20 protein-coding genes are annotated in these 24226 nt (G+C 68.3%); 4 read left to right on the forward strand and 16 right to left on the reverse strand.

The features are described 5' to 3' along the window. Positions 1-6: 6 nt before the first annotated feature. From ACFFJ7_RS11095 to ACFFJ7_RS11105, 3 genes are all read left to right on the forward strand, one after another. Positions 7-1284, forward strand: a complete 1278-nt coding sequence (locus tag ACFFJ7_RS11095) for a polysaccharide biosynthesis/export family protein (protein WP_377592330.1) — start codon at positions 7-9, stop codon at positions 1282-1284. Between the two features lie 25 nt (positions 1285-1309). Further along, a complete protein-coding gene (locus ACFFJ7_RS11100; RefSeq protein ID WP_377592331.1) occupies positions 1310-2407 on the forward strand; it encodes a polysaccharide deacetylase family protein in 1098 nt (365 codons plus the stop codon). 139 nt (positions 2408-2546) lie between these two features. Then, positions 2547-2774: a hypothetical protein gene (locus ACFFJ7_RS11105; protein ID WP_377592333.1), complete on the forward strand. Its 228-nt coding sequence runs from the start codon at positions 2547-2549 to the stop codon at positions 2772-2774. A 9-nt stretch (positions 2775-2783) separates the two neighbouring features. On the opposite strand, the gene ACFFJ7_RS11110 is transcribed toward ACFFJ7_RS11105, so the two are convergent. The 9 genes from ACFFJ7_RS11110 to asnB are packed head-to-tail and all read right to left on the reverse strand — an operon-like array spanning position 2784 to position 14896. Next, complete coding sequence (locus tag ACFFJ7_RS11110) at positions 2784-5030, reverse strand: family 16 glycosylhydrolase (protein ID WP_377592334.1); 2247 nt, start codon at positions 5028-5030, stop codon at positions 2784-2786. After that, positions 5027-6154 carry a glycosyltransferase family 2 protein gene (locus tag ACFFJ7_RS11115; RefSeq protein ID WP_377592335.1) on the reverse strand — a complete coding sequence of 376 codons (1128 nt, stop codon included), beginning with the start codon at positions 6152-6154 and terminating at the stop codon, positions 5027-5029. Before ACFFJ7_RS11115 ends, ACFFJ7_RS11110 begins: the two co-directional genes overlap by 4 nt. After that, positions 6151-7614 (reverse strand): O-antigen ligase family protein, encoded by a 1464-nt coding sequence (locus ACFFJ7_RS11120; protein ID WP_377592337.1) that lies wholly within the window; start codon positions 7612-7614, stop codon positions 6151-6153. Before ACFFJ7_RS11120 ends, ACFFJ7_RS11115 begins: the two co-directional genes overlap by 4 nt. After that, positions 7611-8999, reverse strand: a complete 1389-nt coding sequence (locus ACFFJ7_RS11125; RefSeq protein WP_377592339.1) for a GumC family protein — start codon at positions 8997-8999, stop codon at positions 7611-7613. The genes ACFFJ7_RS11120 and ACFFJ7_RS11125 overlap by 4 nt, the downstream gene beginning before the upstream one ends. A 20-nt stretch (positions 9000-9019) precedes the next feature. Beyond that, on the reverse strand, positions 9020-10051 hold the full coding sequence (locus ACFFJ7_RS11130; RefSeq protein WP_377592341.1) for a thioesterase domain-containing protein: 1032 nt from the start codon (positions 10049-10051) through the stop codon (positions 9020-9022). Positions 10052-10096: 45 nt separating this feature from the next. Continuing rightward, complete coding sequence (gene nadE, locus ACFFJ7_RS11135) at positions 10097-11089, reverse strand: NAD(+) synthase (protein WP_166951318.1); 993 nt, start codon at positions 11087-11089, stop codon at positions 10097-10099. Further along, positions 11086-12657 carry a class I adenylate-forming enzyme family protein gene (locus tag ACFFJ7_RS11140; protein ID WP_377592343.1) on the reverse strand — a complete coding sequence of 524 codons (1572 nt, stop codon included), beginning with the start codon at positions 12655-12657 and terminating at the stop codon, positions 11086-11088. Before ACFFJ7_RS11140 ends, nadE begins: the two co-directional genes overlap by 4 nt. Before the next feature lie 12 nt (positions 12658-12669). Further along, complete coding sequence (locus ACFFJ7_RS11145; protein ID WP_166951312.1) at positions 12670-12951, reverse strand: acyl carrier protein; 282 nt, start codon at positions 12949-12951, stop codon at positions 12670-12672. Then, the gene (gene asnB / locus ACFFJ7_RS11150) at positions 12881-14896 is read right to left on the reverse strand and encodes an asparagine synthase (glutamine-hydrolyzing) (protein ID WP_377592346.1); all 2016 of its coding nucleotides are present in this window, start codon (positions 14894-14896) and stop codon (positions 12881-12883) included. Before asnB ends, ACFFJ7_RS11145 begins: the two co-directional genes overlap by 71 nt. 247 nt (positions 14897-15143) lie before the next feature. Here asnB and ACFFJ7_RS11155 point away from each other — a divergent pair, with 247 nt between their 5' ends. Then, positions 15144-15905, forward strand: coding sequence for a N5-glutamine methyltransferase family protein (locus ACFFJ7_RS11155; RefSeq protein ID WP_377592348.1), 762 nt, complete (start codon positions 15144-15146; stop codon positions 15903-15905). A gap of 43 nt (positions 15906-15948) precedes the next feature. Here ACFFJ7_RS11155 and ACFFJ7_RS11160 read toward each other — a convergent pair whose 3' ends face one another. The 7 genes from ACFFJ7_RS11160 to ACFFJ7_RS11190 all read right to left on the reverse strand — a co-directional run bounded on the left by ACFFJ7_RS11160 (position 15949) and on the right by ACFFJ7_RS11190 (position 24123). Then, on the reverse strand, positions 15949-17118 hold the full coding sequence (locus ACFFJ7_RS11160; RefSeq protein WP_377592350.1) for a Gfo/Idh/MocA family protein: 1170 nt from the start codon (positions 17116-17118) through the stop codon (positions 15949-15951). 18 nt (positions 17119-17136) lie between these two features. Further along, positions 17137-18189, reverse strand: coding sequence for a sugar phosphate isomerase/epimerase family protein (locus tag ACFFJ7_RS11165; protein ID WP_377592352.1), 1053 nt, complete (start codon positions 18187-18189; stop codon positions 17137-17139). 21 nt (positions 18190-18210) lie between these two features. After that, positions 18211-19413, reverse strand: coding sequence for an MFS transporter (locus ACFFJ7_RS11170; protein WP_377592353.1), 1203 nt, complete (start codon positions 19411-19413; stop codon positions 18211-18213). 17 nt (positions 19414-19430) lie between these two features. Beyond that, positions 19431-20240: an SDR family oxidoreductase gene (locus ACFFJ7_RS11175; RefSeq protein WP_377592354.1), complete on the reverse strand. Its 810-nt coding sequence runs from the start codon at positions 20238-20240 to the stop codon at positions 19431-19433. Further along, complete coding sequence (gene iolE / locus ACFFJ7_RS11180; RefSeq protein WP_166951296.1) at positions 20237-21151, reverse strand: myo-inosose-2 dehydratase; 915 nt, start codon at positions 21149-21151, stop codon at positions 20237-20239. The genes ACFFJ7_RS11175 and iolE overlap by 4 nt, the downstream gene beginning before the upstream one ends. Positions 21152-21232: 81 nt before the next feature. Beyond that, a complete protein-coding gene (iolD, locus tag ACFFJ7_RS11185; protein WP_166951293.1) occupies positions 21233-23074 on the reverse strand; it encodes a 3D-(3,5/4)-trihydroxycyclohexane-1,2-dione acylhydrolase (decyclizing) in 1842 nt (613 codons plus the stop codon). Between the two features lie 137 nt (positions 23075-23211). Then, on the reverse strand, positions 23212-24123 hold the full coding sequence (locus tag ACFFJ7_RS11190; protein WP_166951290.1) for a MurR/RpiR family transcriptional regulator: 912 nt from the start codon (positions 24121-24123) through the stop codon (positions 23212-23214). Positions 24124-24226 lie beyond the last annotated feature (103 nt).

Below are 24226 nucleotides of genomic sequence, written 5' to 3' on the forward strand. Positions count from 1 at the left end.
GCCACCATGCGTTGCATGCTGATCATCAGGACGTGTGCCGTCAGAATAATCATCGGCGGTATCCTGCCGGTTTTGTACCGTGGCACTGTCGCGACCGTGCTGTTCATCTCGGTGCTGTCGCTGCCGCCCGCGCGGGCACGGGCCGAATATCTGCTGGACGCCGGAGACGTTGTCGAGATCGTCCTGTACGGCGTCGCCGATTTCAACCGCCGCGCGGCTGTGAACATCGATGGCAATGTCGCCGTTCCCTTTCTGGGCGAAGTGCGCGCCGCCGGTCTCAGCATCGCCGGGCTACGCGAGGAAGTCGCACGCAGGCTGGAAGCGGAAGGATATTTTCGCGGGCCTCATGTGACGGTGGAACTGACCGAACTCCGGCCGTTCTACATCAGCGGCGACATCACGCGGCCGGGGGCTCATCCGTTTCGTCCGGGGCTGACGGTGCGCCATGCGATTGCGTTGGCGGGGGGGTATAATGTCTTGCGGTTTCAGGCGGAAAACCCTCTTCTCGCCACGCCGGAAATACAGGGGCACTACGACTCGCTCTGGGTCGACCTCGTCACACGGCAGGCGCGCGTGCTCGCTCTGCAGGCGGCCATGGAAGGGCGCACCGACATCGATTTTTCCGTACTCAACAGCGCGCCTCTGCCGAAGGCGACCATCGACAAGCTGACGCAGCTCGAACGCACCGGCATGAACCTGCGGCTCGAAACCCACCGCCGCCAGCTCGACTACCTCCGGCGCGTCGTGGCGCAGGCGGAGCAGGAGATCAAGCCGCTGGAGGAACTCGTCGCGAGGCAGGACGAAAGCCTCGCCATGCAGATCGGTGCCACGGAGCGCGCGGCCGCCAACAGCGCACGGGGCGTGACGACGAATAACCGGCTCGACGAGGAGCGGCGTGCGCTCGCCTTCTTGCGCGGACAGCAGATCGACGCGCGCGCACGGCTTTCGGCGGCCCGCCGGCAGCTTGAGGAACAGCGTCTGGCGCTCGGCCGGATCGAGAGCGAGCGCCAGCAGGGGCTGGCCGGCGAATTGATCGGCGCCCTGGCGGAACTGGAACGCGCCAGGTCGCAGGTGCGGGCCACGGCGGAGCAACTTCTCTACGCGGGCGCCATGCGCAGCCAGATGTACGCGCGGGACGGCACGGGGCCAAACCTCACCATCGTCCGGCGCAACGGCAGCGCGGAGGAGCATCTGCAGGTGTCGGAGGATACGCCGATGCAGCCCGGAGACGTGCTGGAGGTGTCGGCGCGGCTCAATCGCGTCGTCGTCGCGCCGCAGGACTGATGCCTGACCAGTGGGAGATTTGCGGATGGGAGATTTGCGCCACGCCATTTTCACCGGCGGCTTTTCGGCCATCGCCTCATCGCGCGCCGACCGCTGGCTGCGGCCGTTCGCGCAGGGGTGCGGCCTCATTCTCACCTTCCATCACGTTCGCCCGGCTGCGCCCGGGGGCGGCGCCCATGCCGTGGCGCAAGGGCAATTCCGGCCCAACCGTTCCCTTGAGGTCACGCCCGCGTTTCTGGAGGCGACGCTGGAGGCGCTCGCACACGCCGGGTTCGAATGCGTTTCGATGGATGATGTGCCGGAAAGACTGGATGCGTCGAGAACGGGGCGGCCCTTTGCCGTCATCACCTTCGATGACGGATATCGCGACAATGTCGAGCACGCATGGCCAATCCTCAGACGCCGCAACGTGCCGTGGACCCTTTACGTGGTGCCCCGGTTCGCCGACGGGCGCGGCGTGCTCTGGTGGATCGATCTGGAGCGCGCCATCGCGGGGGCCGACAGTGTCGTTTTCCGGGTGGGCGAGGATGTCCTGTCGCTGCGGACGGCAACGCCCGCGCAGAAGGCGGCGGCGTTCGCCGGCGTTGCCCGGCGTCTCAGGGCGGCTGACGGGAAAGAGCTGCGCGGCTTCGTCATGTCGCTCGCGGAGCGCGAGGGCAGGGATCCCGCCGCGACATCCCGGGAGTTGTGCGCGGACTGGAAGGATATCGCGGCGCTGGCCCGCGATCCGCTGGTCACCATCGGCGCCCATTCCATGAGCCATCCGGTTCTGTCGCGGGAAACGGCGGAGACCGTGCTGGAAGAACTGGGAGAGAGCCGGCGCGTCATTGCCGGTCGTCTGCGGCGGCCCGTCAGGCATCTGGCCTATCCCCATGGCGACAGGGAGGCCGTCGGCGTGCGGGAGCATGTCCTCGCCCGCGCGGCGGGCTTCACGACAGCTGTCACGACGCGGCCGGGGCATCTGTGGCCCGCGCACCGCGCGCATTGCCACGCCCTGCCGCGCCTGTCGATGAACGGTCGTCACCAGACGGACGCGGCGTTGCGGGCGCTGCTGTCCGGGGTGCCGTTCCTTGCCGGCGATCTGGCGCAGCGGCTTCATGCAGCGACCGTCGCCGGCGGATAACGCCCGACAGACCCGGCTTTCACGCCGGCCTTCCCCGTTTCCATCGCCGGTACATCAATTTTTGCCGTATTTGATGGCTATTGCCTCAACCGGGAGATGGTATCAATCTTGTGGTTGACGCAGTAGCGTGGAGACGGGCATGCCTGCAATACTTGCTGCACTCCTGATCGGCGGAACGGCCGCCCCGGTCCTGCTCTGGGAGAAGGGCTTCTGGGTCGCGCTTGCCAGCGCCCCGCTGGGCGGCAGCGCGCTTGCCGGGGTGGTGGCGGTTGTCCGGGTGGCCGCCCGCTCCCGGCGCATGCGCACCTCCCCGTCCGCCGTACCGTCCCCGCGCCTGCGAAACGACCCTGGAACCGGCATCTCCTGACGGCAGTGCTCATTTCAGCCGCGCTCCCGCCTGGTCGCTGACGGTTGGCGCGCTGTCCTCCGGCATGGCGCGCACGCGGATCCAGTCCACCAGCAGCGAAGCCGGAAATGCCGTCGTCCCGTCGGGCGCGCCGGGCCAGCGCCCGCCAACGGCAAGGTTCAACACGAGAAACATCGGCTTGTGAAGGTCGCGCGGCGTGCGCGTCTCGAACACGCTTGCGCCGTCGAGCGTCCAGACGATCCGCTCCGGCGTCCAGATCACGCCGTAGACGTGGAAATCCTGCGACAGATCCGGGACGGCGATGGCCGCTCCCGACTGGCGCGAGCGGCCGGGCGCCGGCGGGGAAATGCCGCTGTGGGCTGTCACGTGCAAGGTTGCCGTGTCGTGGCCGATCACCTCGAACACATCGATTTCCGGCGGCCACGTCCGGTCGGCGGGCAGCAGCCAGAACGCCGGCCACAACCCGCGCCCCTTCGGCACCCGTGCGCGGATTTCGACCTTGCCGTATCTGAACGCGAAGCTGCGCACCGTGGTCAGCAGCCCGGCCGCATAGGCGTAACCGCGCGTTTGCGCCCGCAGGGCCTCGGGAACCTGGATCGCGCGGATGGCGAGAATGCCGCCGGAGACCGTGTAGGGCGCGAGCGCCTGTACAGCCGGAGCGTCCCCGCCGGGCCGGGGATCGATGTAGTATTGCATCTCCCTGTTACCTTCGTTGGAACGTCCGCCCCAGGGATAGTGGGGCTCCCAGATGCCGGAATCGTCCTGGCGCAGACTGAGCGTATCGAACGTCTCCTCGAAGACCACCGGCCAGCGTTCCGTGGCGATGGGGCGGGCAGGCCCTGCCGCAGCCGGCGCCAGGATGGCGAGGGCGGCGAGGGTGAGGATCGCCGTCGCCTGAACGGCGGCGACGCGGAAAACCGCAGCCCGGGTCAGCATGCGCAGACGGCGCATCAACACCAGCACGGCCAGGAGCAGGAAAAGGGCCGCGAGCGCATATCCCCATGCCTGCCCGTCTATGCCGCCTGCCCTGTGCCCCGCCAGCATCGCCAGCCCCATGACGGAGAAGGCGGGCAGGAAAACCACCGCTGCCTCCCGCACCGGCGTGCGCGCTTCCATGATGACCATGGGCATGGTCCATGCCAACACGCCGAGGGGCACGCAGGAAACCGCGAGCGTGACCGTGGCCGGAGCCGCTCCGCCGTAGCCGGGAAAAGCCAGTGGCACCAGCGGCGGCGCCAGCAGGCGGGCCAGAACGGCGAGCGCGATCATGGCAAGGGCGACGAACATCATCTCCCGCTCCAGCAGTGCGGAAGCCTGGTCGGGCGCGGATGCGCGCATGCGTGTCATCAACGCGGGATAGCGGACCTGCGAGAAGGTGCCGAGCAGGGACATGCCCACCGTGGCGAGCGACGCGCCGAAAGAGAAAAGGCCAAGTTCGTACGGCGTCGAGACGAGCGACGAAATCCACCTGTTCGCCGTGAGATAGACGAGCCATGCCGCCTGGAAGGCGAACAGCGGCAGCGCCGCGCGCACGATCGGCAGCGTCCGCTCCGGGGCTTCCGCCGGCCGTGCGGCCGGGCGGGCGAGCAACAGCATGCACGCGCCGTACCACACGGCAAGAGCGGCGAAACAGCCGGTGACCCCGCCCAGCAGAATGCCCATGAGGCGGGGAAAGGTCATGCCCGCGTGCAGCAGCAGGGCGGTGAAGGTGAAGTCCCAGATTCGCGTGGCGGCCCGGAAAAGCGTCACGGGTCCGTTGGCGATCATGCCGGCCACGCCGCCGGTGGCAGCGAGCAGGCTGTCGAACGGCGAAAGTGCGCCGCTGGACGCCGATATCAGCATCGTCAGCGGTAGCAGCAGCGCCAGCACGAGCCCACCCACCACCCAGCGCGCCCGCATGATGGCAGCGGCCTGCGCCGCGCCGTCGGCCCGCCCCGCGATCCGCCGGTCGGCCAGCTGCGACAGGCCGAGGTCGGCGCCGCCGGCGTAGCCGAACAGGCTCGTGAGCAGCGTGAAAGCGCCGAAAGAGGCGGGGTCGAGCAGGCGCGGCGCGATGATGGTGGTGCCCGCGCCGAGGCCGGTCAGCACGATGGCGCCCATCGCATAGACAGCCGGCCGGCCGAGCCAGGCAAACGCCGGATGCCGGCGCAGGAAGCGGTAGGCGCGTGGCGTGCGCACCACCTCCGCGGCGGCCGGGGAGGCGGAGGGCGGCGCGGCATCGGGCAGGGGCGCGGTGGACAGGGCGGCTTTCATCATGCCGGGACTCCTCCCGCAGGCGGCGATGGCCCCATCGCCGCCTGCGGGAGGCCGCTTTCTTCCTCCCGCCACGTCGACGCATAGTCGTCGAACGCCCGCGAGGACCTGATGATTCCGTCGCGCAGCAGGTCGTCCGGCGCGTGGTAGCGACGGCTGCCTTCGTAGACGAAGCGGATGTCCGCCTGCTGCTCCAGAAGCGCGGCGTAGCGAGCGTATTCGGTGGCCCCGCCCCAGTGTTCCTTGCGCCTGATCTCCGTGTAGGCCCGCTCCGAGAAGCTCGACAGCAGCTTGAAATGCAGAAGGGCGCCGGTGACCGGCGCGATGGCGAGCGGCGTCGAGCGGTGGTTGGTGGCCCAATAACGGTCCGGCCCGGCGTGAATAAGCGGGATCTTGGTGATCTCGGGCGGATAGATGCCGAGGCTGGTGCGTTCGAGGCCGAGGGCGCCGCCGAGCCTGCTGTGGCGCAGGACGCGCAACGCCCGTGCGAGCGTCGTGCCGAGCAGGCCCTTCTCGCTGAATTCCGGATAGAATACCCGATGGCGCGGCCCGCCGTGCGCCTCGACATTCTGGAACGACGGCGAGAACGGCGAGGCGAGCTTTCGCTGCAGCCGGTAGTCCGTGTCGTAGAGCGGGCAGGCGTCGACGAGGCGCGTGCCCGGGCGATAGCGCGCTTCCCCGATCGGGCCGGGCGAGTACATGTCCACCATGATCGCGAACACGCCCTGCGCGCCGGTGGCGGCGAGGAAGCGGCAGAAATCGGGCAGGCTGACGGTGTCGGCATGGGGATAGACGAACAACTCGTCGGCATCGATGAACAGGCACCAGCGGCCCTGCCCGTGACGGCGCACGAGTTCGTTGATCCAGTCCATGCCGCATCCCGCGTCGCGGAACGAATCCGTCGTGTAGTGGGTGCAGCAGTCCGGTTGCCGCAGCAGATAGGCCGCGGTGCCGTCTTCCGATGCATTGTCGGTGATGAAGAAGCGCTCCACCCCCAGCCTGCGGTGATGGTCCAGAATGTCCGGCAGCCGCTCCATCTCGTTGCGGACGACCATGAAGGCATCGACTCCGCCGGGAGAGCAGGCGGGAATCGGCCGGGTGCCCAACTTTTCCGGTTGCGTGGTCATGGCATGGCGTCTCCTGTCCGGCGGAATGGCGAACGCATGGCGGGCGAGGGCGCATTGAGCGCCTCGAACGCCAGAAACATGAAGAAGACGAGCGTCAGAAGCGTCGGCGTCGCGAATATGCCGACCTCCGCAAGGCCGATGAAGAGCACCAGCAGCACGAACTGGTCGCGCGTCGGGTCCGGCACCCGGATCATCCGGCCGATCAGGATCGCGAGCACCGCGAAACCGGGCAGGGAGCCGACGAGGCCCAGCGACAGCGCGGACTGAAGATACATGTTGTGCGCGTTCACGGGGTCGCCGACGAAGCCGCGTCCGACGTTGGCGACGAACAGCGCCTCCGTGCCGTTGAAGCCCCAGCCGTGCAGCGGGCGCGCGCCGATCAGCTCCACGGCGACCTCCCAGAGGTCTGTGCGCCCGGTCAGCGTCGTCAGCTCGGAGAGGGAGCCGGAGCGGCTGACTGTCGCCAGCAGGTCCTTCGGGACGGGCTCGTAGCCAAGCGCGACGCTCAGTATCGCCATGGCGGCGAGCAGGCCCATGGCGCAGACGACGGGCAGCAGCAGCTTCCGCTGGCGCGCCGCGACGATGCCCCACGAGACGATGACGGCGAACAGCGTCGTCCGGCTTTCCGTGCCGATCAGGATCGGAAAACCCGACGCGATTCCGACGAGAAACGCCGGGCGTCCGATCACGCCCTCGCGCCGCGCGATGACCGACAGCGTCACCAGCACGGCCATCTGTTCACCCAACACGTTGGGATGGCCGGACAGCCCCTGCAGGCGCAGCGTCGTATCGCCGCCGCCCGCCGGCAGCATCCACGCCATCTGCGGAAGCAGGACGGCGGAAGCGAGCGTCAGCAGGGCGTAGGTGACCAGCGTGAAGATCAGCAGCCGCAGCAAGGCCGCCTCGCCCGACGTCGCGGCGGCAAGGCAGGCCAGCAGCAGATAGCTCGACAGGCCCAGCGCCGACGCTCCCGTATAGGCCGGGATCGGAGACCACGCGGTCGACGCCACCGCGATGGCCGCATAGAGCGCCATGGTCGCCACGAGCGGATCGCGCAGGCAGAACGCGATGCGCCGCGCGTTCAGAAACGCGATGACCGGCAGCAGAAGCCACACCATGAGCTTGATGCCGTTTTGCAGATCGAGCCCTGTCTCTCCCTGCTCCCGTATCCGGAAGGAGATGCTCAACCCGAACGCCACGAGCACGACGAGGCCGGCGATGGCGCGCGGAAAGCACAGGGCGGCGGCGCCGAAGAGGGTGGCGCCGGCGGCCGCGGCCAGCAGCACGCCGGGGGCGAGAAGGACGGCCGGGACTGTGGGGCCGAAGGCCGCGACCGCAAGCAGCCAGACGCCGCTCGCCAGCGCGATGGCCACGACGGCGGCGAACGGCGGGAAACCGGCGCGGGCAACGTCGCCGCTGGCCGTGGGTTCCCGTTTCCGGAGGGGGCCGGACGTGCTCATCCCGTCACCAGCCGCTGCACACCGCGCAGAAGTGGTCTCGGGTTCAGGGCAGCCCCCGCCAGCACGCCCAGCATGAGGACGCCGGCGCCGAACGGGATGGGCGACGGGAAGGCGGGCCGGTCGGGAACTGTGGCCGGGGAAACGACCTCGACATCGGGCTGCAGCCCGTTCGGCGCCGCCATCGACCGCAGGCTCGTCAGCGCTTCGAGAAAGGCGGCGTCGGCATTGGCCGCTTCCTGCATCATCGCGTCGAGGCGAAACTGGTTCTTGTTCAATTCCACCAAGCGCTCCCGTATGTCGCGCAGCTCGTCCTCTATCAGCGATCGCCGCTTGATCCAGTTGGCGGCCTCGGCCTGCGCGGCCACGAGGATGCGGTCGCGGGTGGCGGCGATCTGCTCCTTGATCGCGTTGACCTCCGCCGGGAAGATCGTCGGCCGCGCGAACGCCGCCGAGAGGGACTGGTTGAGCTGCTGGACGATGGGCGAGGACAGCACCTCCGGCGCGCCGTCCAGCGTTCCCTGTTCCTGCATGCTGGCGAGCATCTGCGCGCGCGTCGTCGCCTCGATGGCGCGCGCGTGGGTGGCCGCCGCTTCCGCGCTGAGGGCGGCGAGCTGCGCTTCCAGCGAGGCGCGCGCGCCCTGATCGATGAGGCCGGTCGCGATCCGGAACTCCAGGATCTCCCGCCGCGCTGCCCCGGCGCGGTCGCGCAGGGCGTGCTCACGCTCGGCCTGATGGGCGGTGACGTTCTCCAGGATGGCCCGCTTGCGCTCCACCTGCATGTCCACGAACTGTTGCACGATCGTCGCCGCCACGGCGGCCGCCTTGTGGGGATCGCTCGACCGGAAGCCCACGCGGAAGGTGTAGGAGCGCCGGTCGCGGTCGATCACGAAATGGTCGCGCACGTTGCGACGCAGCTCGGCGGTGTCGCGCTCCCGGTTCTCGGCGCGTTGCGGCCGCGGGAAGATGCCGGGCCACCTGTCCGCCGCCCGGACCAGCAGTTCCGCCGGCCCCCGCGAGGGCGCGAACTCGGGGTCGGCATCGAGGCCGTGCCGGGCGATGACATGGTCGACGAGGCCGTCGAGCCTCAGCATGTCGAGTTCGGACAGCACCGCGCTCTCATCCAGCGGCTGGCGCATGGCGGCGGTGGGGTCCACTGGCCCGTTGAGGCCGGTGGGGCGGAGCACGAGGGTCTCCATCGCCACGTAGACCCGTGGCAGGTGCGGCCAGGCGCAGGCGGCCAGCACCAACACGATGCAGAAGCCCGCCAGGAAGCGCCACAGCGAAAAGCGCACATCGCGCCGCACGCGGCTTTCCGGAGGCTGCGGCAACGCCACCTTGTCGCGATATTCGTAGGCGACGAGCTGGTCCATGACACGTTGGTCCATGACACGTTCTCCGGCATTCATCAGTCGGATGCGGGCTGCGCCGTGCGCGGGACGGGCGCGGCGGCGGTTGCGTCTGGCGCGAGAATTGTCGAGAGGTGCCCGGCGAGGGTGTCGACGCCTTCGCTGAGGCAGGTCGAGTGATGCCCCGGCAGGCGCAGGTGGCTGAAGCGCCGGCAGACCGCCTGCCACGACACGGCGTCGTAGAGATCGCTCACGCGCCCGCCGCCGTCGCGGCCGGTCGACATGGCGACGACGGGAAAATCGACGGGCACGGGCACGTGCGCCGCGCTGGCGCGATAGTGGGCGTTGGTCAGGCGGGCGGCCTTTTCCTGCAGGAGCCGTTCGCCGTCCGTCTCGTGCGACGTGTCCCGCAGCCGCTGACGCCGTTTCGCCCGGCGGTCGTGGATGTATCGCGCCAGCCCGGCGATTTCCGAGGGCGACATCTTCAGGATGCGTCCGAGCGACCACACCGCCCACATCGCCGAGCCGATCCGCCTGCGGGACGTCTCGGAGCCCGCGCCCGTGGGATCGAGAAGGCGCGCGATCCATCTGTGCGCGGCGACGTAGGCCGGGCGCGTGTTGAGCGAGGAAGGCTCCAGCAGGATGAGGACTTCCACCGCCTCGCCGCGCGCTTCAAGGAGACGCGCCGTCTCGTATGCGACGAGCGCGCCGTTGCAGTAGCCTCCGAGCCGGTAGGGGCCGTGGGGGCGGACGCGCAGGATTTCCGGCAGCCGCGCGGCGGCCATGTCCTCGATGGACGGAGGCAGCGGATCGTCGTGCAGCCCCTGCGGCGCGACGGCGACGATCGGCTGGCCGGACAGGGCGGCGAGCCGGCGCACGTAGAGGCCGCCGGTGTCGAAGTCTCCGTGAAAGAAGAAGAGCGGATTGCCGTCGGCGGACAGGTTGTAAGGCGTCGTCAGCGTGCTGGAGTCGGCGCAGGCACGCCGCCAGAAGCGCAGCTTTTCCAGCCGGCGCAGCCGGGCTTCGTCCGCGTTTTGCCGGGTTTCTTCCGTTTTTTCCCGGATTTCTTCCATTTTTTCCAAAGCCCGCATGGTTTCATCCCTCCGAATGACGTCCCTCCGAGCCGCCTGTGAGCGCTATGGGTCGAGGACCGGCTCGACCAGCAGCGGCTCCCTGTGCAGGTTGCGGGTGGCCTTGCGTTTTGACACGATGTCCTGCCAGACCAGGTCGACCTGCTCCTCCGTCAGGCCGGCCGCTTCGGCCACGGCGGTTCTCTGAACACCCTGGTCGAGACCGTAGAGGCACAGATCCATGCGGTCGTAGGGCAGGGCGAAATAGAACTCGTCCTGCGACTGGGCCATCGGCCACGTGTCGGTCGTCGGCGGGCGGCGGCGGATTCTCTCCGGCACGCCGAGATGGGCGGCGAGGGCATAGACCTGTGTCTTGTAGAGATGCGCGATGGGCTTGACGTCGGCGGCGCCGTCTCCGTTGCGGACGAAAAAGCCCTGATCGTATTCCAGCCGGTTCGGCGTGCCCAGAACCGCGTGGCCGAGGCGGTCGGCGTGGTAGTACTCGATCTGCTTGCGCGTGCGCTGCTTCATGTTGGTGGCGGCGACGATGGCGAGATACACGGCCGGCGGCATGCGCAGCTTGCGGATGTGCCCCTCCGGGTCCTGAACCACCAGCCACGAGATCGCGTACCCGCCGGCCAGCGCGTCGGAGATGGCTATCTTGCATGACCAGCCGGGGCCGTACTCGGGAACGACCTGCCGGATGGCTGCGTCGCGCCGCGCGTAGCATCCCATGGCGTCGAGCATGGGGCCGATGTCCTCGACAGCGCTGGCGAGGCCGTAGGTGTCGGCGACGAGTTGCCCGAGTTCGAGGCTCTCGGGATCGGAATCCCTTTCCGGCATCAGCACGCAGAACACGTTTGCGGCACCGACCGCGCGCGTGGCCAAGGCGGCGCAGACGCTGGAATCGATGCCACCCGACAGGCCGAGCACGATGCCGCGCTTGCGCAGGTCCTGCCGCACCTGCCGCCGCAGCGTGTCGGCGATCCGCGCCGTCTCCATCGCGGGGTCGATCGCCAGCGAGAGGCCGCGGGCGCCGTGGGGGGCGGTCATGCTCATGATGCGATCTCCAGTGTTTCCGCGGCGAGCCGCCGGCTGGTCTTGCCGGTGTCGGTCGTGGGCAGGGCGTCGCGAAAGGCGACGGTGCGTGGCACCATGAAGTCCTCCAGATGGGCCGCGCAGTGCCGGATGACGTCGCGGGCGGTCAGCGACGGATCGCTGGCGACGACGATGGCGCAGACCGCCTGTCCGAGCAGCGGATCGGGCATGCCGACGACCACCGCCTCCGCGACGCCGGGACAGGCGTGGAGCACGGTCTCCACCTCCCGGGGCGCGACCTTCTCGCCGCGCGTCTTGATGATGTCGTCCTTGCGGGCGACGAAATACAGGAAGCCCTGTGCGTCCGTCCTGAACAGGTCGCCGGTGTAGAGCACCTTCTCCCACGGATGGGGCCCGGGCCGCAGCGCCCGCCGGGTTGCCTCCTCGTCCTCCCAGTAGCCCTGCATCACGTGCGGGCCGCGGATGACAAGCTCGCCCTCGACGCCGGGAGGCACCTGCCTGCCCGCCTCATCCACCACGAAGGCTTCCGTGCCGGGTATGGCGATGCCCACCGAGCCAGGCCGCGCGTCCAGTTCCCCCGGGGGCAGATAGGTGCAGCGCTTGCATTCCGTGAGGCCGTACATCGAGTAGAGCCGCACGTGCGGGAACAGTTCCCGCAGCCGCGCGATGTGCGCCGGCGGCAGCGCGGCCGCCGTGTTGGTGATGTAGCGCAGGTCGGGAAACATACCCGGCGCCAGCGCCGTCGATCGCACGATCATGGCTGCCATGGTGGGCACCAGCGGCAGTCCCGTCACCCGGTGGCGCTGCATCGCCCCGAAGATTTCCTGCGGGAAGGCGAAGGATTTTTCCAGGACGAGCGTCGCGCCGAGCTTGACCGCCATGATGAGCTGGTAAAGCCCGTAGTCGAAGGCTATGGGCAGCACGTTGAGGATGACGTCGTTGGGCGTGCCTTCGAGATAGGTCACGATCGATGTCGCCGCCGCCTCGACGTTCCTGTGGGTCATCATGACGCCCTTCGGGCGGCCGGTGGAGCCGGACGTGTAAATCAGCATGGCGAGATCGCAGTCGATGCCGCGATGCGCCGGCGGACGGGCTTCCGCGGCCACGGCGTCCTCGAAGGCCAGCACGCCGGCGGCGCCCTCTGGAGCGGCGGCCGGCGGCTGGGCGCCGGCCGCCGCGTCGCCGGCGACGACGGTCAGGCATACGCTTCGACAATCCGATATTGCCTGGGCCGCCACCGGCATAAGCTTCGCCTGGGTGATCACGGCGCGCGCGCGGCAGTTGCGCAGCACGTAGGCGAGCTTGTCCGCCTTCGTGGAAGGATTGATCGGGCTGAATACGGCGCCCGCTTTCAGCACGGCGAAGATGGCCACCGCCGCCTGCCAGCAATTGTCCATGAAGATCGCGACGCGATCGTCCCGCTCAACGCCCCGTGCCGCCAGCGCGCCCGCCAGACGGTCCGACAGGTCGTCGAGCATGCGATAGGTCAGGCTGGTTTCGCGCGTGATCAGGGCGGTTTTGCCGCCGTCGGCGCGCGCGCTCGCCCGCAGGAAATCCTCGATGCGCATCGCCGTCTCCCTTCAGGCCGCGTCGGCATCGGCCGCGCTGCCGGCCATGCGGTTCTTGCGGAGCACGTAGTCGCGGACCTTGCCGATCGAGTCGAAATTGGCAGGCACGATCTCGGCATCGTCGACCGTGATCCCGAAGGTGTCTTCCACGAAGGCCACGAGTTCGAGAATGCCGGTGGAGTCGACAAGGTCGTTCTCGATGAACGAGTCGGCCGTGCCGATGTCACGCTGAGTGTCGCCAAAGAGGAAATTCTCGACGATGAACGCGCGGATCTGTTCGTCTGGTGTCTGCATGTCCGATACTCCCCGGTTTGGAGGTGGCGCCTGTGAAAATGGCGTGCCATAGCTGGGTGGAGAGAATGCCGACGAAGGCTGCGTTGTCCCGGAAGCCCTGCGTCTGCAGGTTTTGCGACTTCACGGCGAGCCGCTCGACGGACGCCGGGTTGAAAAGCCCGACCTCGCGCACGTAGCGCGGCGACAGCATCTCGGCCACGTAGTCCGGCGTCGACGGGCCGGCGAACGACCGGCTGTCCGGCGCCCGGTAGGGCTGCTTCGGCCGCGCCGCGATGGCCGGAGGCAGCAGGTCGGCAGCGGCGAGCCGCAGCAGATGCTTCTCCCGGAGGGTTCTGAGCTGCAGCCCGGGCGGCACGCGGGCGGCGAATTCCACGACGCGATGGTCGAGAAACGGAAAGCGGCCTTCCACGCCGTGCGCCATCGCCATCCTGTCGCCCTGACTGGACAGGATGTAGCCGGGCAGCAGCCACGTCGCCTCGATATATTGCGCCTGATGCAACGGGTGCCACCGTCGGAAGTCGCGGGGGAGCAGGCTCGCCATCTCCTCCGTCGCGTCGTAGCCGGCGAGCGCGTCGCGAAGGTCCGCCGAGAAGAACATCTTCGCGCCCGCCGTGCTGCGCAGCCGCAGCCGGTGCGAGAACAGCGGGTCGTCAAGCGCGTCGCTGCCAATACCGAAGCAGGCGGCCCGCGTCTCGGCATTCAATTGCTGCAGGCCGTGAAGATAGGGATAGAGCCTGCCCAGAAGCTTCGTCCGCCGCGTGGAGGACGGCTGGCGGGCGCAGAAGCGCCGCACGGCGGCTTCCTTGAAGATGTCGTAGCCGGCGAACACCTCATCGGCGCCTTCTCCGGTCAGCACGACCTTGTAGCCTTCGTTGCGGACCAGCCGGGACAGCAGATACATGGGCGCCGGCGCGGTGCGGATGACGGGCCGCTCGGTGTGCCACACCACCTCCGGAAAGACGGCGGCGATGTCGGCCTCGTCGCAGGAAACGGCGGAATGGCGGCTGCCGAGCGCGCGGACCATCTCCGCCTGCTGCGCGCTCTCGTCATGCTCCGCGCTGGCGAAGGTGATGGAGAAGGTCCGCAGGCCGGCGGCGGCGTGGCGGGCCGCGAGCGTGCTGACGATGGCGGAATCGAGGCCGCCCGACAGATACGAGCCTACGGGCACATCCGCGCGCAGGCGGATGCGCGTCGCGTCGTCGAGCAGAGCGCGCGCCTCCCGCGCGAGGTCGGCTTCGGAGCGCGTGTCCGGCTGTTCGTCACGATCGGGGAACGCCAGCTGCCAGTAGCGCCGGATGCGCATGCCGTCGCCGTCTATCAGCATGACATGCGCGGGCGGCAGTTCGAGGATGTCCCGGAACGGTGTGCGGGGAGGGATCGGCGCCCAGAGGGTGAAGATCTGGTCGAGCGCAACCTGATCGATCCCGACGGATGTTCCTGGCACCTGCAGAAGCGCCTTGATCTCCGATGCGAAGAGCAGCGCGCCGTTGTGCCACGTGTAGAACAGCGGGCGCACGCCCATCCGGTCCCGCGCGAGCATCATGCGCTGCCGCCGGGCATCCCACAGGGCAAAGGCGAAATCGCCGTTGAGGCGGTTGACGCAATCCGCGCCGGTTTCCGCGTAGAGATGCAGGATGACTTCCGTATCGGAGGCCGTGCGGAAGCGGTGACCGCGCGCCGTCAGTTCCTCGCGAAGCTCCACGTGGTTGAATATCTCGCCGTTGAAGCTGATCCAGAGCGGCGGCTCGTCCATCGCCATGGGCTGCGCGCCGTCCGCGAGGCCGATGATCGCCAGCCGGGCATGGCCGAGGGCGGCCCTTTCCCCGAGACTGACGCCCGCGCTGTCTGGCCCGCGATGTCCGATTGCCTCGACCATGCGTGCCAGCACGTCCGAACCGTTCCGAAGGAATGCCCGGTCTGCGAAGCAACCGACGATTCCACACATGGCTGGCCTCCGGTCCCTGTGATGGCGTGGGCTGGTTCGGATGGCATCTCGGCGCGGCGCGAAAAACGCGGCGTCCCTGCCGAAAACCCGACATTTCCTGCGCCCTGTTTCGCCTGCATCGTGTGCGACTGCGGCGAAGGGTGCAATCATCACCTGGGACTAGCCCGGAGAGATGATTTTCGAAGGCGCCGCAGCCTTGTACTACTTGTCGCCAACCGCAAATGTCCTTAGCGAGGGATGCGTCATGATGAGCATGCTATCCGGGCACGATGGAGTCCGCGCCGGCTCCGGCCCCTCGACGGCGTGGCAGGACCGCAAGGCGCCGCCGCCCGAGGGGCCTAGCGCGGATGCCGATGCCGTCTTCATGGATGTGGCGCTGGAAGTGGGGCCGGGCGTGGTGACGCCGCGGCTGGAGACCGAGCTGCTCGTGCAGGAGGCGCTCACCCGGATGGAGGCGGAACCCGGTATCCGGACCGTGCTGGATCTCTGCTGCGGCTGCGGCGCCATCGCCCTCGCACTGGCGACGCGGAACGCGGATATCAGGATCCGGGCGAGCGATCTGCTGGAGGCCGCCGCCGCTGTGACGCGCCGCAACGTCCTCCGCCACGGGCTCGGCGACCGCGTGACCGTGTCGTGCGGCGATCTGTTTTCGGCGTTTGACGGGCAGGGGCTGGAAGGCCGGGTCGACCTCATCGTCGCGAACCCGCCCTACATATCCACTGGCCGGCTCGACAGCGAGAAGGCGCAACTTCTGGAGCAGGAGCCGCGCGAGGCTTTCGACGGCGGTCCCTACGGCCTTGCGATCCATCAGCGGCTCATACGCGAGGCGCCGGATTTTCTCGTGCCGGGCGGCTGGCTGCTGTTCGAATTCGGGCACGGACAGGAGCGGCAGGTCGCGGCGCTGATCGCCCGCCGGCGCGGCTTCGAGCCGGCGGTTTTCGCGTGCGACCAGAACGGCGCGCCGAGGGTAGCGGCGGCCCGATGGCGCGGCGGACACGCAGCCGGCTGAGCCCGGCCCGGGTGCCGGGTGCCCGCCGGCGGCGCCGTGCCTGTCAGACGAAAGCCGGCGTCAGCCACTGGCCGGACAGGTGGCTGTCGACGACGGCATCGACGAAGGCGACGCCCTTGAGGCCGTCTGCCGATGTCGGGATGCTCGCCCGATCGCCCACCGCTTCGCTCCCCGCGTTGCGTGCGCGGATGGCGTCGGCATAGCCGGTGTAGAGGTTCGCGAACGCCTCGATATAGCCTTCCGGGTGGCCTGGCGGCGTGCGGGTGCGGGCTCTGGCGTCCGGCGCCAGATCCTCCCGCCCGCGCTTGATGACGGCGGGGGAGCCGTTAAGGGGCGTCAGCAGCAGCTCGTTGGGATGCTCCTGCTGCCAGATCAGGGTGCCCTTCTCGCCATAGACGCGCAGGCGCAGGCTGTTCGACTGGCCGATGGCCACCTGCGAGGCCCACAGCAGCCCGCGCGCGCCGCCTTCGTAGCGCAGCAGCACATGGGCGTTGTCGTCCAGCGCGCGTCCCTCGACAAAGGTCGCAAGGTCCGCGAACAGGGATGCGACCTTCAGCCCGGTGACGAATCCCGCCAGATGATAGGCATGCGTGCCGATGTCGCCGATGGCGCCGCCGCGGCCCGATTTTTTCGGGTCCGTCCGCCAGGCGGCCTGGGCGTTGCCCTGCAGCTCGATGCCGGTCGCCATCCATTCCAGCGGGTATTCCACCTGCACCACGCGCACGGCGCCGATTTCGCCCGCCGCCACCAGCGACCGCGCGTGATGAATGGCCGGATAGCCGCTATAGGTATAGGTCACGCCGACGAAGAGCCCCGTCGCTTGCGCCAGTTCGTGCAGGGCGATCGCGTCCTGGAGCGTGGTCGTCATCGGCTTCTCGCAGATGATGTGAAAACCGGCTTCCAGCAGTGCCTTCGCGATGGGAAAGTGGGTATGGTTGGGCGTGCAGATGGCGACGACGTCGACGGGGTCCGGCCGTGCCTTCTCGCCCGCGACGAGCGCGTGCACGTCGTCATAGGAGCGGTCGGGCGCGATGTAGTTGCGGGCGGCAAAGCGATGGCCGCGGGCGGCGTCGGCGTCGAACGCGCCGGCGACGAGGTCGTAATGGTTGTCGAGCCGTGCCGCATAGCGATGGATGCCGCCGATATAGGCCCCTTCGCCGCCGCCGATCATGCCGAGGCGCAGACGCCGGGCGGGGATTGCCGAGGTTGTCATTGAGTGTCTCCCGGAAAATCAGAGGCCGAGAATGCGGCGGTTGAGGGCACGGTCGGCGTCGGCCTTGACGAAATCGTCGAAGGGCCGGTCCGCGACGCGGATGATGTGGTTCCTGATGAACTGCGCGCCTTCGCGCGCCCCGTCCTCGGGGTGTTTCAGGGCGCATTCCCACTCCAGCACGGCCCAGCCGTCGAAGTCATGGGCTGCGAGCTTCGAGAAGATCGCGCCGAAATCGACCTGCCCGTCGCCCGGCGAGCGGAAACGGCCGGCCCGCGATATCCACGGCTGATAGCCGCCATAGGCGCCCGTCTTGCCGTTGGGGCGGAACTCCGCGTCCTTCACGTGGAAGGCGCGAATGCGCTCGTGATAGTGGTCGATGTAGGCGAGATAGTCGATGGACTGCAGCACGAGGTGGCTCGGATCGTACATGATGTTGCAGCGGGCGTGGTTGCCGACACGCTCCAGGAACATCTCGAAAGTCAAGCCGTCGTGCAGGTCCTCCGTCGGGTGGATTTCGTAGCACAGGTCGACGCCCTCGGCGTCGAAATGGTCGAGGATGGGCCGCCACCGCCGCGCCAGCTCCTCGAACCCGTCCGCGATCAGCCCGTCCGGCCATTGCGGATAGGGATAGAGATAGGGCCACAGCAGGGTGCCGCTGAAGGTGACGTGGCGGTCCAGGCCGAAGCGGCGTGAGGCCGTGGCCGCGAGGCGCAACTGCCGCACTGCCCATTCCTGCCGGGCGGCGGGGTTGCGGTGCACCGCCTTCGGCGCGAAGGAATCGGCCGGCAGGTCGAACGCGGGATGCAGGGCGACGAGCTGCCCCTGCAAATGGCTTGCGAGGTCGGTGACGGCGAGGCCGTGGCTGGCGAGTTTGCCCTTGATGTCGTCGACATAGGTCTGGCTTTCGGCTGCCAGTTCCAGATCGATGACCCGGCTGTCCCAGGTCGGGATCTGCACGCCCTCGAAGCCCTTCTCCGCTGCCCAGCCGGCAAGGCCGTCCAGCGTGTTGAAAGGGGGCTCGTCGCCGGCGAACTGGGCCAGAAAGACACCGGGACCTTTTAGAGTACGCATTGCGCCAACTCCTTGGCATGTTCAGGTCGGATGAGGGAAGGCGAGCCGGCGCCGGATCGCGCCGCAGATCGTGGCGCCGGCGACGGCCGCGACGAAGCCGACGAGAAACGCCGTCGCTTCGTCGCCGATGAGCATCAGGCCGCCGAGCAGGGGACCGGCAAGCCCGAGGGCGAGGTCCTGAAACGCGGCGAAGGCGCCCAGCGCGGTGCCCCTGTCCTGCGGCGCCACCGCCGTCAATGCCTCGATGCCGAGCGAGGGGAAGATCAGCGAGCAGCCGAGCCCGGTGACGGCGGCGCCGGCCAGGGCGACGGCGGGCGAGGGGGCAAGCCACAGGATCATCTGTCCGGCGGCCTCCACGCTCATCGCGGCGGCCGCCACGCGCCGCCCGCCCAGCCTGTCGGGCAGGTGCCCGACGACAAGGCGCGCGCCGGCAAAAGCGATGCCGAACGCCGTCAGGGCAAGGCCGCCGCCGGGCCAGCCGCGCGCCGCGAACATCAATGAGGAAAAGGTGGTGAGCGCCGCAAACCCCAGCCCTGCAAATCCGAGCAGCATGCCCGGGAACCAGATGCGCGCCACGACGCCGTGCAGTGGCAGGCGGACACCGCCCGAGACCGGCCAGGCGGGAAGCGCGCCAACGATGGCCAGCCCCACGAGCGGCGCGCACGCGGCGGCGATCGCGACGGCGGGAAAGCCCGCGGCGCCGAACAACGCCATGCCGATGGGCGCGCCCGCCGCCAGGGCACTGTATTGTGCAACGCCGTTCCACGACATGGCCTGCCCGGCATGGCCGTGCCCCGCGCGGCCGACCGCCCATGTCAGGATGCCCGTGATCAGCAGGCTCTCGCCCACGCCGAGCACCGCGCGCCCGGCGAGCAGAACCGCGAGCGCCGTGGCAGGAGCGATGCCGCCCGCGGTGCTGGCGAGCGCGACGAGATTGGCGGCGCAGGCAAGGCCAAGGCCCAGCATCAGCGTGCGCTTCGCGCCGGCCCTGTCCGCCGCGCGCCCTGCCCAGGGGCGCGCGGCCAGATTGGCGAGCGGCTGCACACCGACCGCCAGCCCGGCCATGACGGTGCCGAGGCCGAGCCCCTCGTGCACGTGAACGGCGATGACCGGCAGGGGAATGCTGATCGCGAGGTAGCTGCAGAACATCGCCGCGCACAGGGGCGCGAGCCGGGAAAGGACGTGCGGCCTTCTCGTTCCGTCCGGTTCGGCGTTCCGCGTCATGATGCGCCCCGACGATTCTAGAGGGGCGCGGCGGGGGCCGGCGCGGAGTCGTAGGCGGCCCAGACGGACTGGTCGTAGTTGACGACGCTGCCGGTCATCAGGCCCGATTCCGCGCTGGACAGGAAGGCCACGGCCCGCGCCACCTCGCGCGGATCGATCAGTCGGCCGAAAGGCTGGGCTGCGGCGGCTTCTTCCAGCCAGTTGTCCGCCGCGCCGTGATATTCGCGCTGGATGCGATCCTCGCCGTCCGACGCCATCCAGCCGATGTTGAGGGCGTTGACGCGGATGCGGTTGCGCAGCACCGCATAGGCCGTGTTGCGGGTCAGGGTCGCCAGCGCTCCCTTCGAGCTGCAATAGGCCGCGATGAAGGGCTGGCCGGCCTCCGCCGACATAGAGCAGATGTTGACGACGGTGCCTTCCGTCTGTTCCCGGCGCATCAGCTTCAGTGCCTCCTGCATCAGGAAGAACGGCCCGCGCACGTTGACGGCGAACATGGCGTCGAACAGCTCGGGCGAGGTGTCGAGGATCGTGCCCCGATCCGTCAGCGCGGCGGCGTTGACGAGCGCGTCGACGCGGCCGAATTCGCTGTCCGCGCGGGCGATGACGGCGCGGCAATCCTCGACGTTGCCGAGATCGGCCTGCTGGAACACGACACGCGCGCTGGTCTGCCGGCCGATGGCCTCGGCCTTCGCCTCGCCCTTGTCCCGCGAGCGGCCGCAGATGACGACGCCCTGCGCGCCGCGGTCAGCGAAGAGCGTGGCGATGGCCGCGCCAAGCCCCTGGGTGCCGCCGGTGACGACGGCGATCTTTCCTTCCAGCGCGCTCATGCTGCATGCCCCTCGATGGTGTAGCCGGCGCCGGTCAGCGCCCGGGAAAGTGCCTCGTAGCCCTTGACGGCATATTCGGCCGGCGGCGCCTTGGCGGGATCCTGCTCCGCCTCGACCACAAACCAGCCCTCGTATCCGGTATCGGCGATGCGCCGGACGATGGCGCCGAAATCGAGAGATCCGTCACCCGGAACCGTGAACGCACCCGCGAGCACCGCGTCGAGGAACGAATCCCGGCCCCTGTCGAGGCTGTCGATCACCGGCAGGCGCACGTCCTTGGCGTGCACGTGGACGATACGGCTGCCGTGCTTTTCGATCACACGCAGCACGTCGCCGCCGGCGAAGGCGAGATGGCCGGCATCGTAGAGCAGGCCGACGGCCTCGCCCGTGTGCTGCATCAGCAGGTCGACGTCGTGCTCGGATTCGATGGCCGTGCCCATGTGATGGTGAAAGGCCAGCGGCACGCCAGCGTCCGCGCAATGCTCGGCGAAGCGCGTCAGGCGGCGGCCGTAGACGCGGATTTCATCTTCGGACAACCTGCGGCGCGTGTTGAGAGGCGCCTCGCGCCGGTTCTGGATCGTGCCCGCCGTCTCGCCATAAGCGAGACACGCGGCGCCGAGCGCACTGAACAGCGCGAGCTGGCCGGCCACTTTGTCCTTTTCCTGCGACAGGTCGTCGGGTGCGTCGAGGACGGTGCCGGAGTACCAGCCTGATGCGAGTTGCAGGTCGTGCGCGGTCAGTTCATCGCGCAGCGCGGCGATGGTCTTCGGAAACTTGCCGCCCGTCTCCACGCCGGAGAATCCGGCGGCGCGGCTTTCCCGCAGACAGGTTTCGAGGGGCGTGTCGCCGCCGAGTTCCGGCAGATCGTCGTTGGACCACGCGATGGGGGCGATGGCGAGTTTGGCTTTCATGGATGCAGTTCCTGTAAGCGCAGTTCGCGGGCGCGATTTCGCATCGCGGCTGCGCGGGACGGCTGGAGAGGAAAGGCGGGGTCAGACGCCGACGCGCTGCCGCGTGCGCGCCTCGGTCTGCTGGCGCGACGCCTCGCGGACGCTTTCATGCGGGCTGACCTGCGGCACGCCGACATCCCACCACGCATCGCCGGGAGTCCAGGTGAAGGCGTCCGTGACGATGGTCAGCACCGTGGTGCGGTCGGTCGTCTTCGCCCATTCCAGGGCTTCGCCGAGTTCCGCGAGGCTTTCGACGTGGCGCGTCAGCGCGCCCATGGAACGTGCGTGAGCCGCGAAATCGACCCCGAACAGCTCCTTGACGCGGCAATCCTTGAGCAGATTGTTGAACGACGTCACGCCTTTGGCGTTCTGGAGGCGGTTGATGACGGCGTAACCGCCGTTGTCGCAGACGATGAGGATGAACTTGTGTCCCGACAGAACGGACGAATAGATTTCGGAGTTCATCATCATGTACGTGCCGTCGCCGATCATCACGACGGGCGTGCGGCTCGGGTCGGCCATGGCCGCGCCCCAGCCGGCGGCGATCTCGTAACCCATGCAGGAAAAGCCGAACTCGCAATCGAAGGTATTCGGCTCCTTCACGCGCCAGTTTTTCACCGCTTCTCCCGGCAAGCCGCCGGCGGCGGTGATCAGCAGGTCGCGCTCACCCGCATGCGTATTGACGACGCCGACGACTTGCGCGTAGGTGGGAACAGGCGTGTTGGTCGGACGCTGGAAATCGTCGAGTGCCGCATTCCAGCGCGCGAACTCGTCCCGGCCCTTTTGCGTCCAGCCACCGTCCGCCGTCCAGCCACCGATGGCGGCCTCAAGTTCGGCGATTGTTTCGAGTGCATCGCCCACGACCGCGAGAGCCCGATGCTTGGTCGCGTCCCATCGCGCGGTGTTGATCGACAGGAAGCGGGCATCCGGCGCGAAGACCGACCACGATCCGGTGACGAAATCCATCAGGCGGGTGCCCACCGCGATCACGACATCGGCCTCTGCCGCGAGCGCGTTGGCGGAGGTGGAGCCGAGGATACCGACAGGGCCGACATGGGCGGGATGATCGTGAGCGACCGCGCCCTTGCCGGCGATAGTCTCGCAAAGGGGAATGCCGTGGCGCGCGGCAAAGTCCGCCAGCGCCTTCTCCGCGCCGGAATAGCGGACGCCGCCGCCCGAGATGATCAGCGGCCGCTTCGCGGATTTCAGCAGGTCGATGGCCTGTGCGAGACGCTCCCGATCCGGACGCGGGCGGGGAATGGCGTGGACGGTCTCGGCGAAGAACGCTTCGGGATAGTCCCAGGCGATTTCCTGCACGTCCTGCGGCAGGGCGATGAAAGCGGGACCGCAGTCGGCAGGGTCGAGCAGCGTTGCCACCGCCTGGGGCAGGGAGGAGACGATCTGCTCGGGATGGACGATGCGGTCCCAGTAGCGGGTCACGGCCTTGAAGGCGTCGTTGACGTTGACGGTGGGGTTGCCGAAATGCTCGACCTGCTGCATCACCGGGTCGGGCCGCCGGTTGACGAACGTATCGCCGGCGAGCAGCAGCACCGGCAGGCGGTTTGCGTGCGCGAGGCCAGCCGCCGTCACCATGTTCAGCGCGCCGGGGCCGATGGACGAGGTGGCGACCATGATCTGCCGGCGGCGCTGCGCCTTCGCGAAGCCGATGGCAGCGAGCGCCATGGATTGCTCGTTCTGCGCGCGCCACGTCGGCAGCTTGTCCTGCACCGCCTCCAGCGCCTCTGAAAGGCAGGTGACGTTTCCGTGGCCGAAGATGGCGAAAACGCCGGGAAACAGGGGAACTTTTTCTCCGTCGACCAGCGTGTGCTGCGCGCAGAGATAGCGCACCAGGGCCTGCGCCGTGGTGAGACGAACCGTTGACATGGAGTGGGTCCCTCCCAGGACTGCCGACGCCTTTCCGACGTCTGTGCTATGAAATTTATATTGCAGATATTATTCAATCGCAAGAAAAATTGCAGTTCACGATAATGTTTTATTAATTCATTGATATATATGGGTTTTTATCTCTTCTTGCGCATGATGCCCTCGGTCACCGTGGGAATGCGCGGCGTCTGCGCGGCATTCGGTTGCAGGCGGATGGCCGTCGCGGTGGCGATGGACTGGATGAGGCACATGGGTGCGGCCAACGAGCGGGAGAAAGTGTATTCGTCTTCCGCGATGGTGAACAGCACATCGGCATCCTTGGCGAGCGGCGACAATTGGCTGTCCGTCAGCGCCACCAGCGGCACCGCGCGCGCGGCTGCCGATTCGGCGATGGTAACCACCTCCTTCGCATAGTGCCGGAAGGCGATGGCGACGAGCACGTCCCGCTGCGTCATCGTCGCCGCCATTTCGGTCGCGAGCCCGCCCGAGGGATCGAGCAGCACCACGCGCCGGTGCAGCATGGTGAGCAGATAGCGCAGCAGCGAGGCGATCGGCTCGGACCGCAATTGCCCTGCGATATAGACGGTGTCAGCCCCGGCGAGCAGCTTCGCCGCCTGTTCGAGATTCTCCCCGCTCACGGTCTCCAGCAGATCCTGCAAGGCGGCGATGTCGCGCACGACGAGCGCATGGAAATGTTCGAGGTTGCCGGCGCTCGAATACCGGGACAACTCGCTCTCCAGCGCCCGGATGCGCTCCTGAAAGCCCGGCGCGGCGGTGGCGATGCGGGTCTGGAATACCGATTGCAGGTGTTTGAAACCGGAAAAGCCGAAATGCTGCGCAAAACGCACGAGGCTCGACGGATGGGTGCCGCACTTGGCCGCGAGCGTGTTGATCGATTCCAGCGCGACGCTGTTGGGATTTTGCGTGAGAAAACGGGCGATTTGCTGGAAGCCGGCCGAGAGATTCGCGTATTCCTGCGTGATCAGGTTGACGACCCCCTCGTAGTTGCCGGGCACCTGGTTCGCGATGTTCTTGTCTTTCCTGGCCATGGTTCTGCTCTTCATGCTCGGCGACGCACGACGGGAATGCGCCGGAAGGGAGGGGAACCGGACGAAGCCGGACGCCGTCGCGGGTTACGGATGTCCCGTGCAC

Source organism: Pseudochelatococcus lubricantis, from assembly GCF_042432495.1.
GTDB classification, from domain to species: domain Bacteria; phylum Pseudomonadota; class Alphaproteobacteria; order Rhizobiales; family Beijerinckiaceae; genus Pseudochelatococcus; species Pseudochelatococcus lubricantis.

Coding starts and splice junctions, on each gene's coding strand:
- ACFFJ7_RS11095 (WP_377592330.1), top strand. CDS start 7: ATGCGTTGCATGCTGATCATCAGGACGTGTGCCGTCAGAATAATCATC.
- ACFFJ7_RS11100 (WP_377592331.1), top strand. CDS start 1,310: ATGGGAGATTTGCGCCACGCCATTTTCACCGGCGGCTTTTCGGCCATC.
- ACFFJ7_RS11105 (WP_377592333.1), top strand. CDS start 2,547: ATGCCTGCAATACTTGCTGCACTCCTGATCGGCGGAACGGCCGCCCCG.
- ACFFJ7_RS11110 (WP_377592334.1), bottom strand. CDS start 5,030: ATGATGAAAGCCGCCCTGTCCACCGCGCCCCTGCCCGATGCCGCGCCG.
- ACFFJ7_RS11115 (WP_377592335.1), bottom strand. CDS start 6,154: ATGACCACGCAACCGGAAAAGTTGGGCACCCGGCCGATTCCCGCCTGC.
- ACFFJ7_RS11120 (WP_377592337.1), bottom strand. CDS start 7,614: ATGAGCACGTCCGGCCCCCTCCGGAAACGGGAACCCACGGCCAGCGGC.
- ACFFJ7_RS11125 (WP_377592339.1), bottom strand. CDS start 8,999: ATGGACCAACGTGTCATGGACCAGCTCGTCGCCTACGAATATCGCGAC.
- ACFFJ7_RS11130 (WP_377592341.1), bottom strand. CDS start 10,051: ATGCGGGCTTTGGAAAAAATGGAAGAAATCCGGGAAAAAACGGAAGAA.
- nadE (WP_166951318.1), bottom strand. CDS start 11,089: ATGAGCATGACCGCCCCCCACGGCGCCCGCGGCCTCTCGCTGGCGATC.
- ACFFJ7_RS11140 (WP_377592343.1), bottom strand. CDS start 12,657: ATGCGCATCGAGGATTTCCTGCGGGCGAGCGCGCGCGCCGACGGCGGC.
- ACFFJ7_RS11145 (WP_166951312.1), bottom strand. CDS start 12,951: ATGCAGACACCAGACGAACAGATCCGCGCGTTCATCGTCGAGAATTTC.
- asnB (WP_377592346.1), bottom strand. CDS start 14,896: ATGTGTGGAATCGTCGGTTGCTTCGCAGACCGGGCATTCCTTCGGAAC.
- ACFFJ7_RS11155 (WP_377592348.1), top strand. CDS start 15,144: ATGAGCATGCTATCCGGGCACGATGGAGTCCGCGCCGGCTCCGGCCCC.
- ACFFJ7_RS11160 (WP_377592350.1), bottom strand. CDS start 17,118: ATGACAACCTCGGCAATCCCCGCCCGGCGTCTGCGCCTCGGCATGATC.
- ACFFJ7_RS11165 (WP_377592352.1), bottom strand. CDS start 18,189: ATGCGTACTCTAAAAGGTCCCGGTGTCTTTCTGGCCCAGTTCGCCGGC.
- ACFFJ7_RS11170 (WP_377592353.1), bottom strand. CDS start 19,413: ATGACGCGGAACGCCGAACCGGACGGAACGAGAAGGCCGCACGTCCTT.
- ACFFJ7_RS11175 (WP_377592354.1), bottom strand. CDS start 20,240: ATGAGCGCGCTGGAAGGAAAGATCGCCGTCGTCACCGGCGGCACCCAG.
- iolE (WP_166951296.1), bottom strand. CDS start 21,151: ATGAAAGCCAAACTCGCCATCGCCCCCATCGCGTGGTCCAACGACGAT.
- iolD (WP_166951293.1), bottom strand. CDS start 23,074: ATGTCAACGGTTCGTCTCACCACGGCGCAGGCCCTGGTGCGCTATCTC.
- ACFFJ7_RS11190 (WP_166951290.1), bottom strand. CDS start 24,123: ATGGCCAGGAAAGACAAGAACATCGCGAACCAGGTGCCCGGCAACTAC.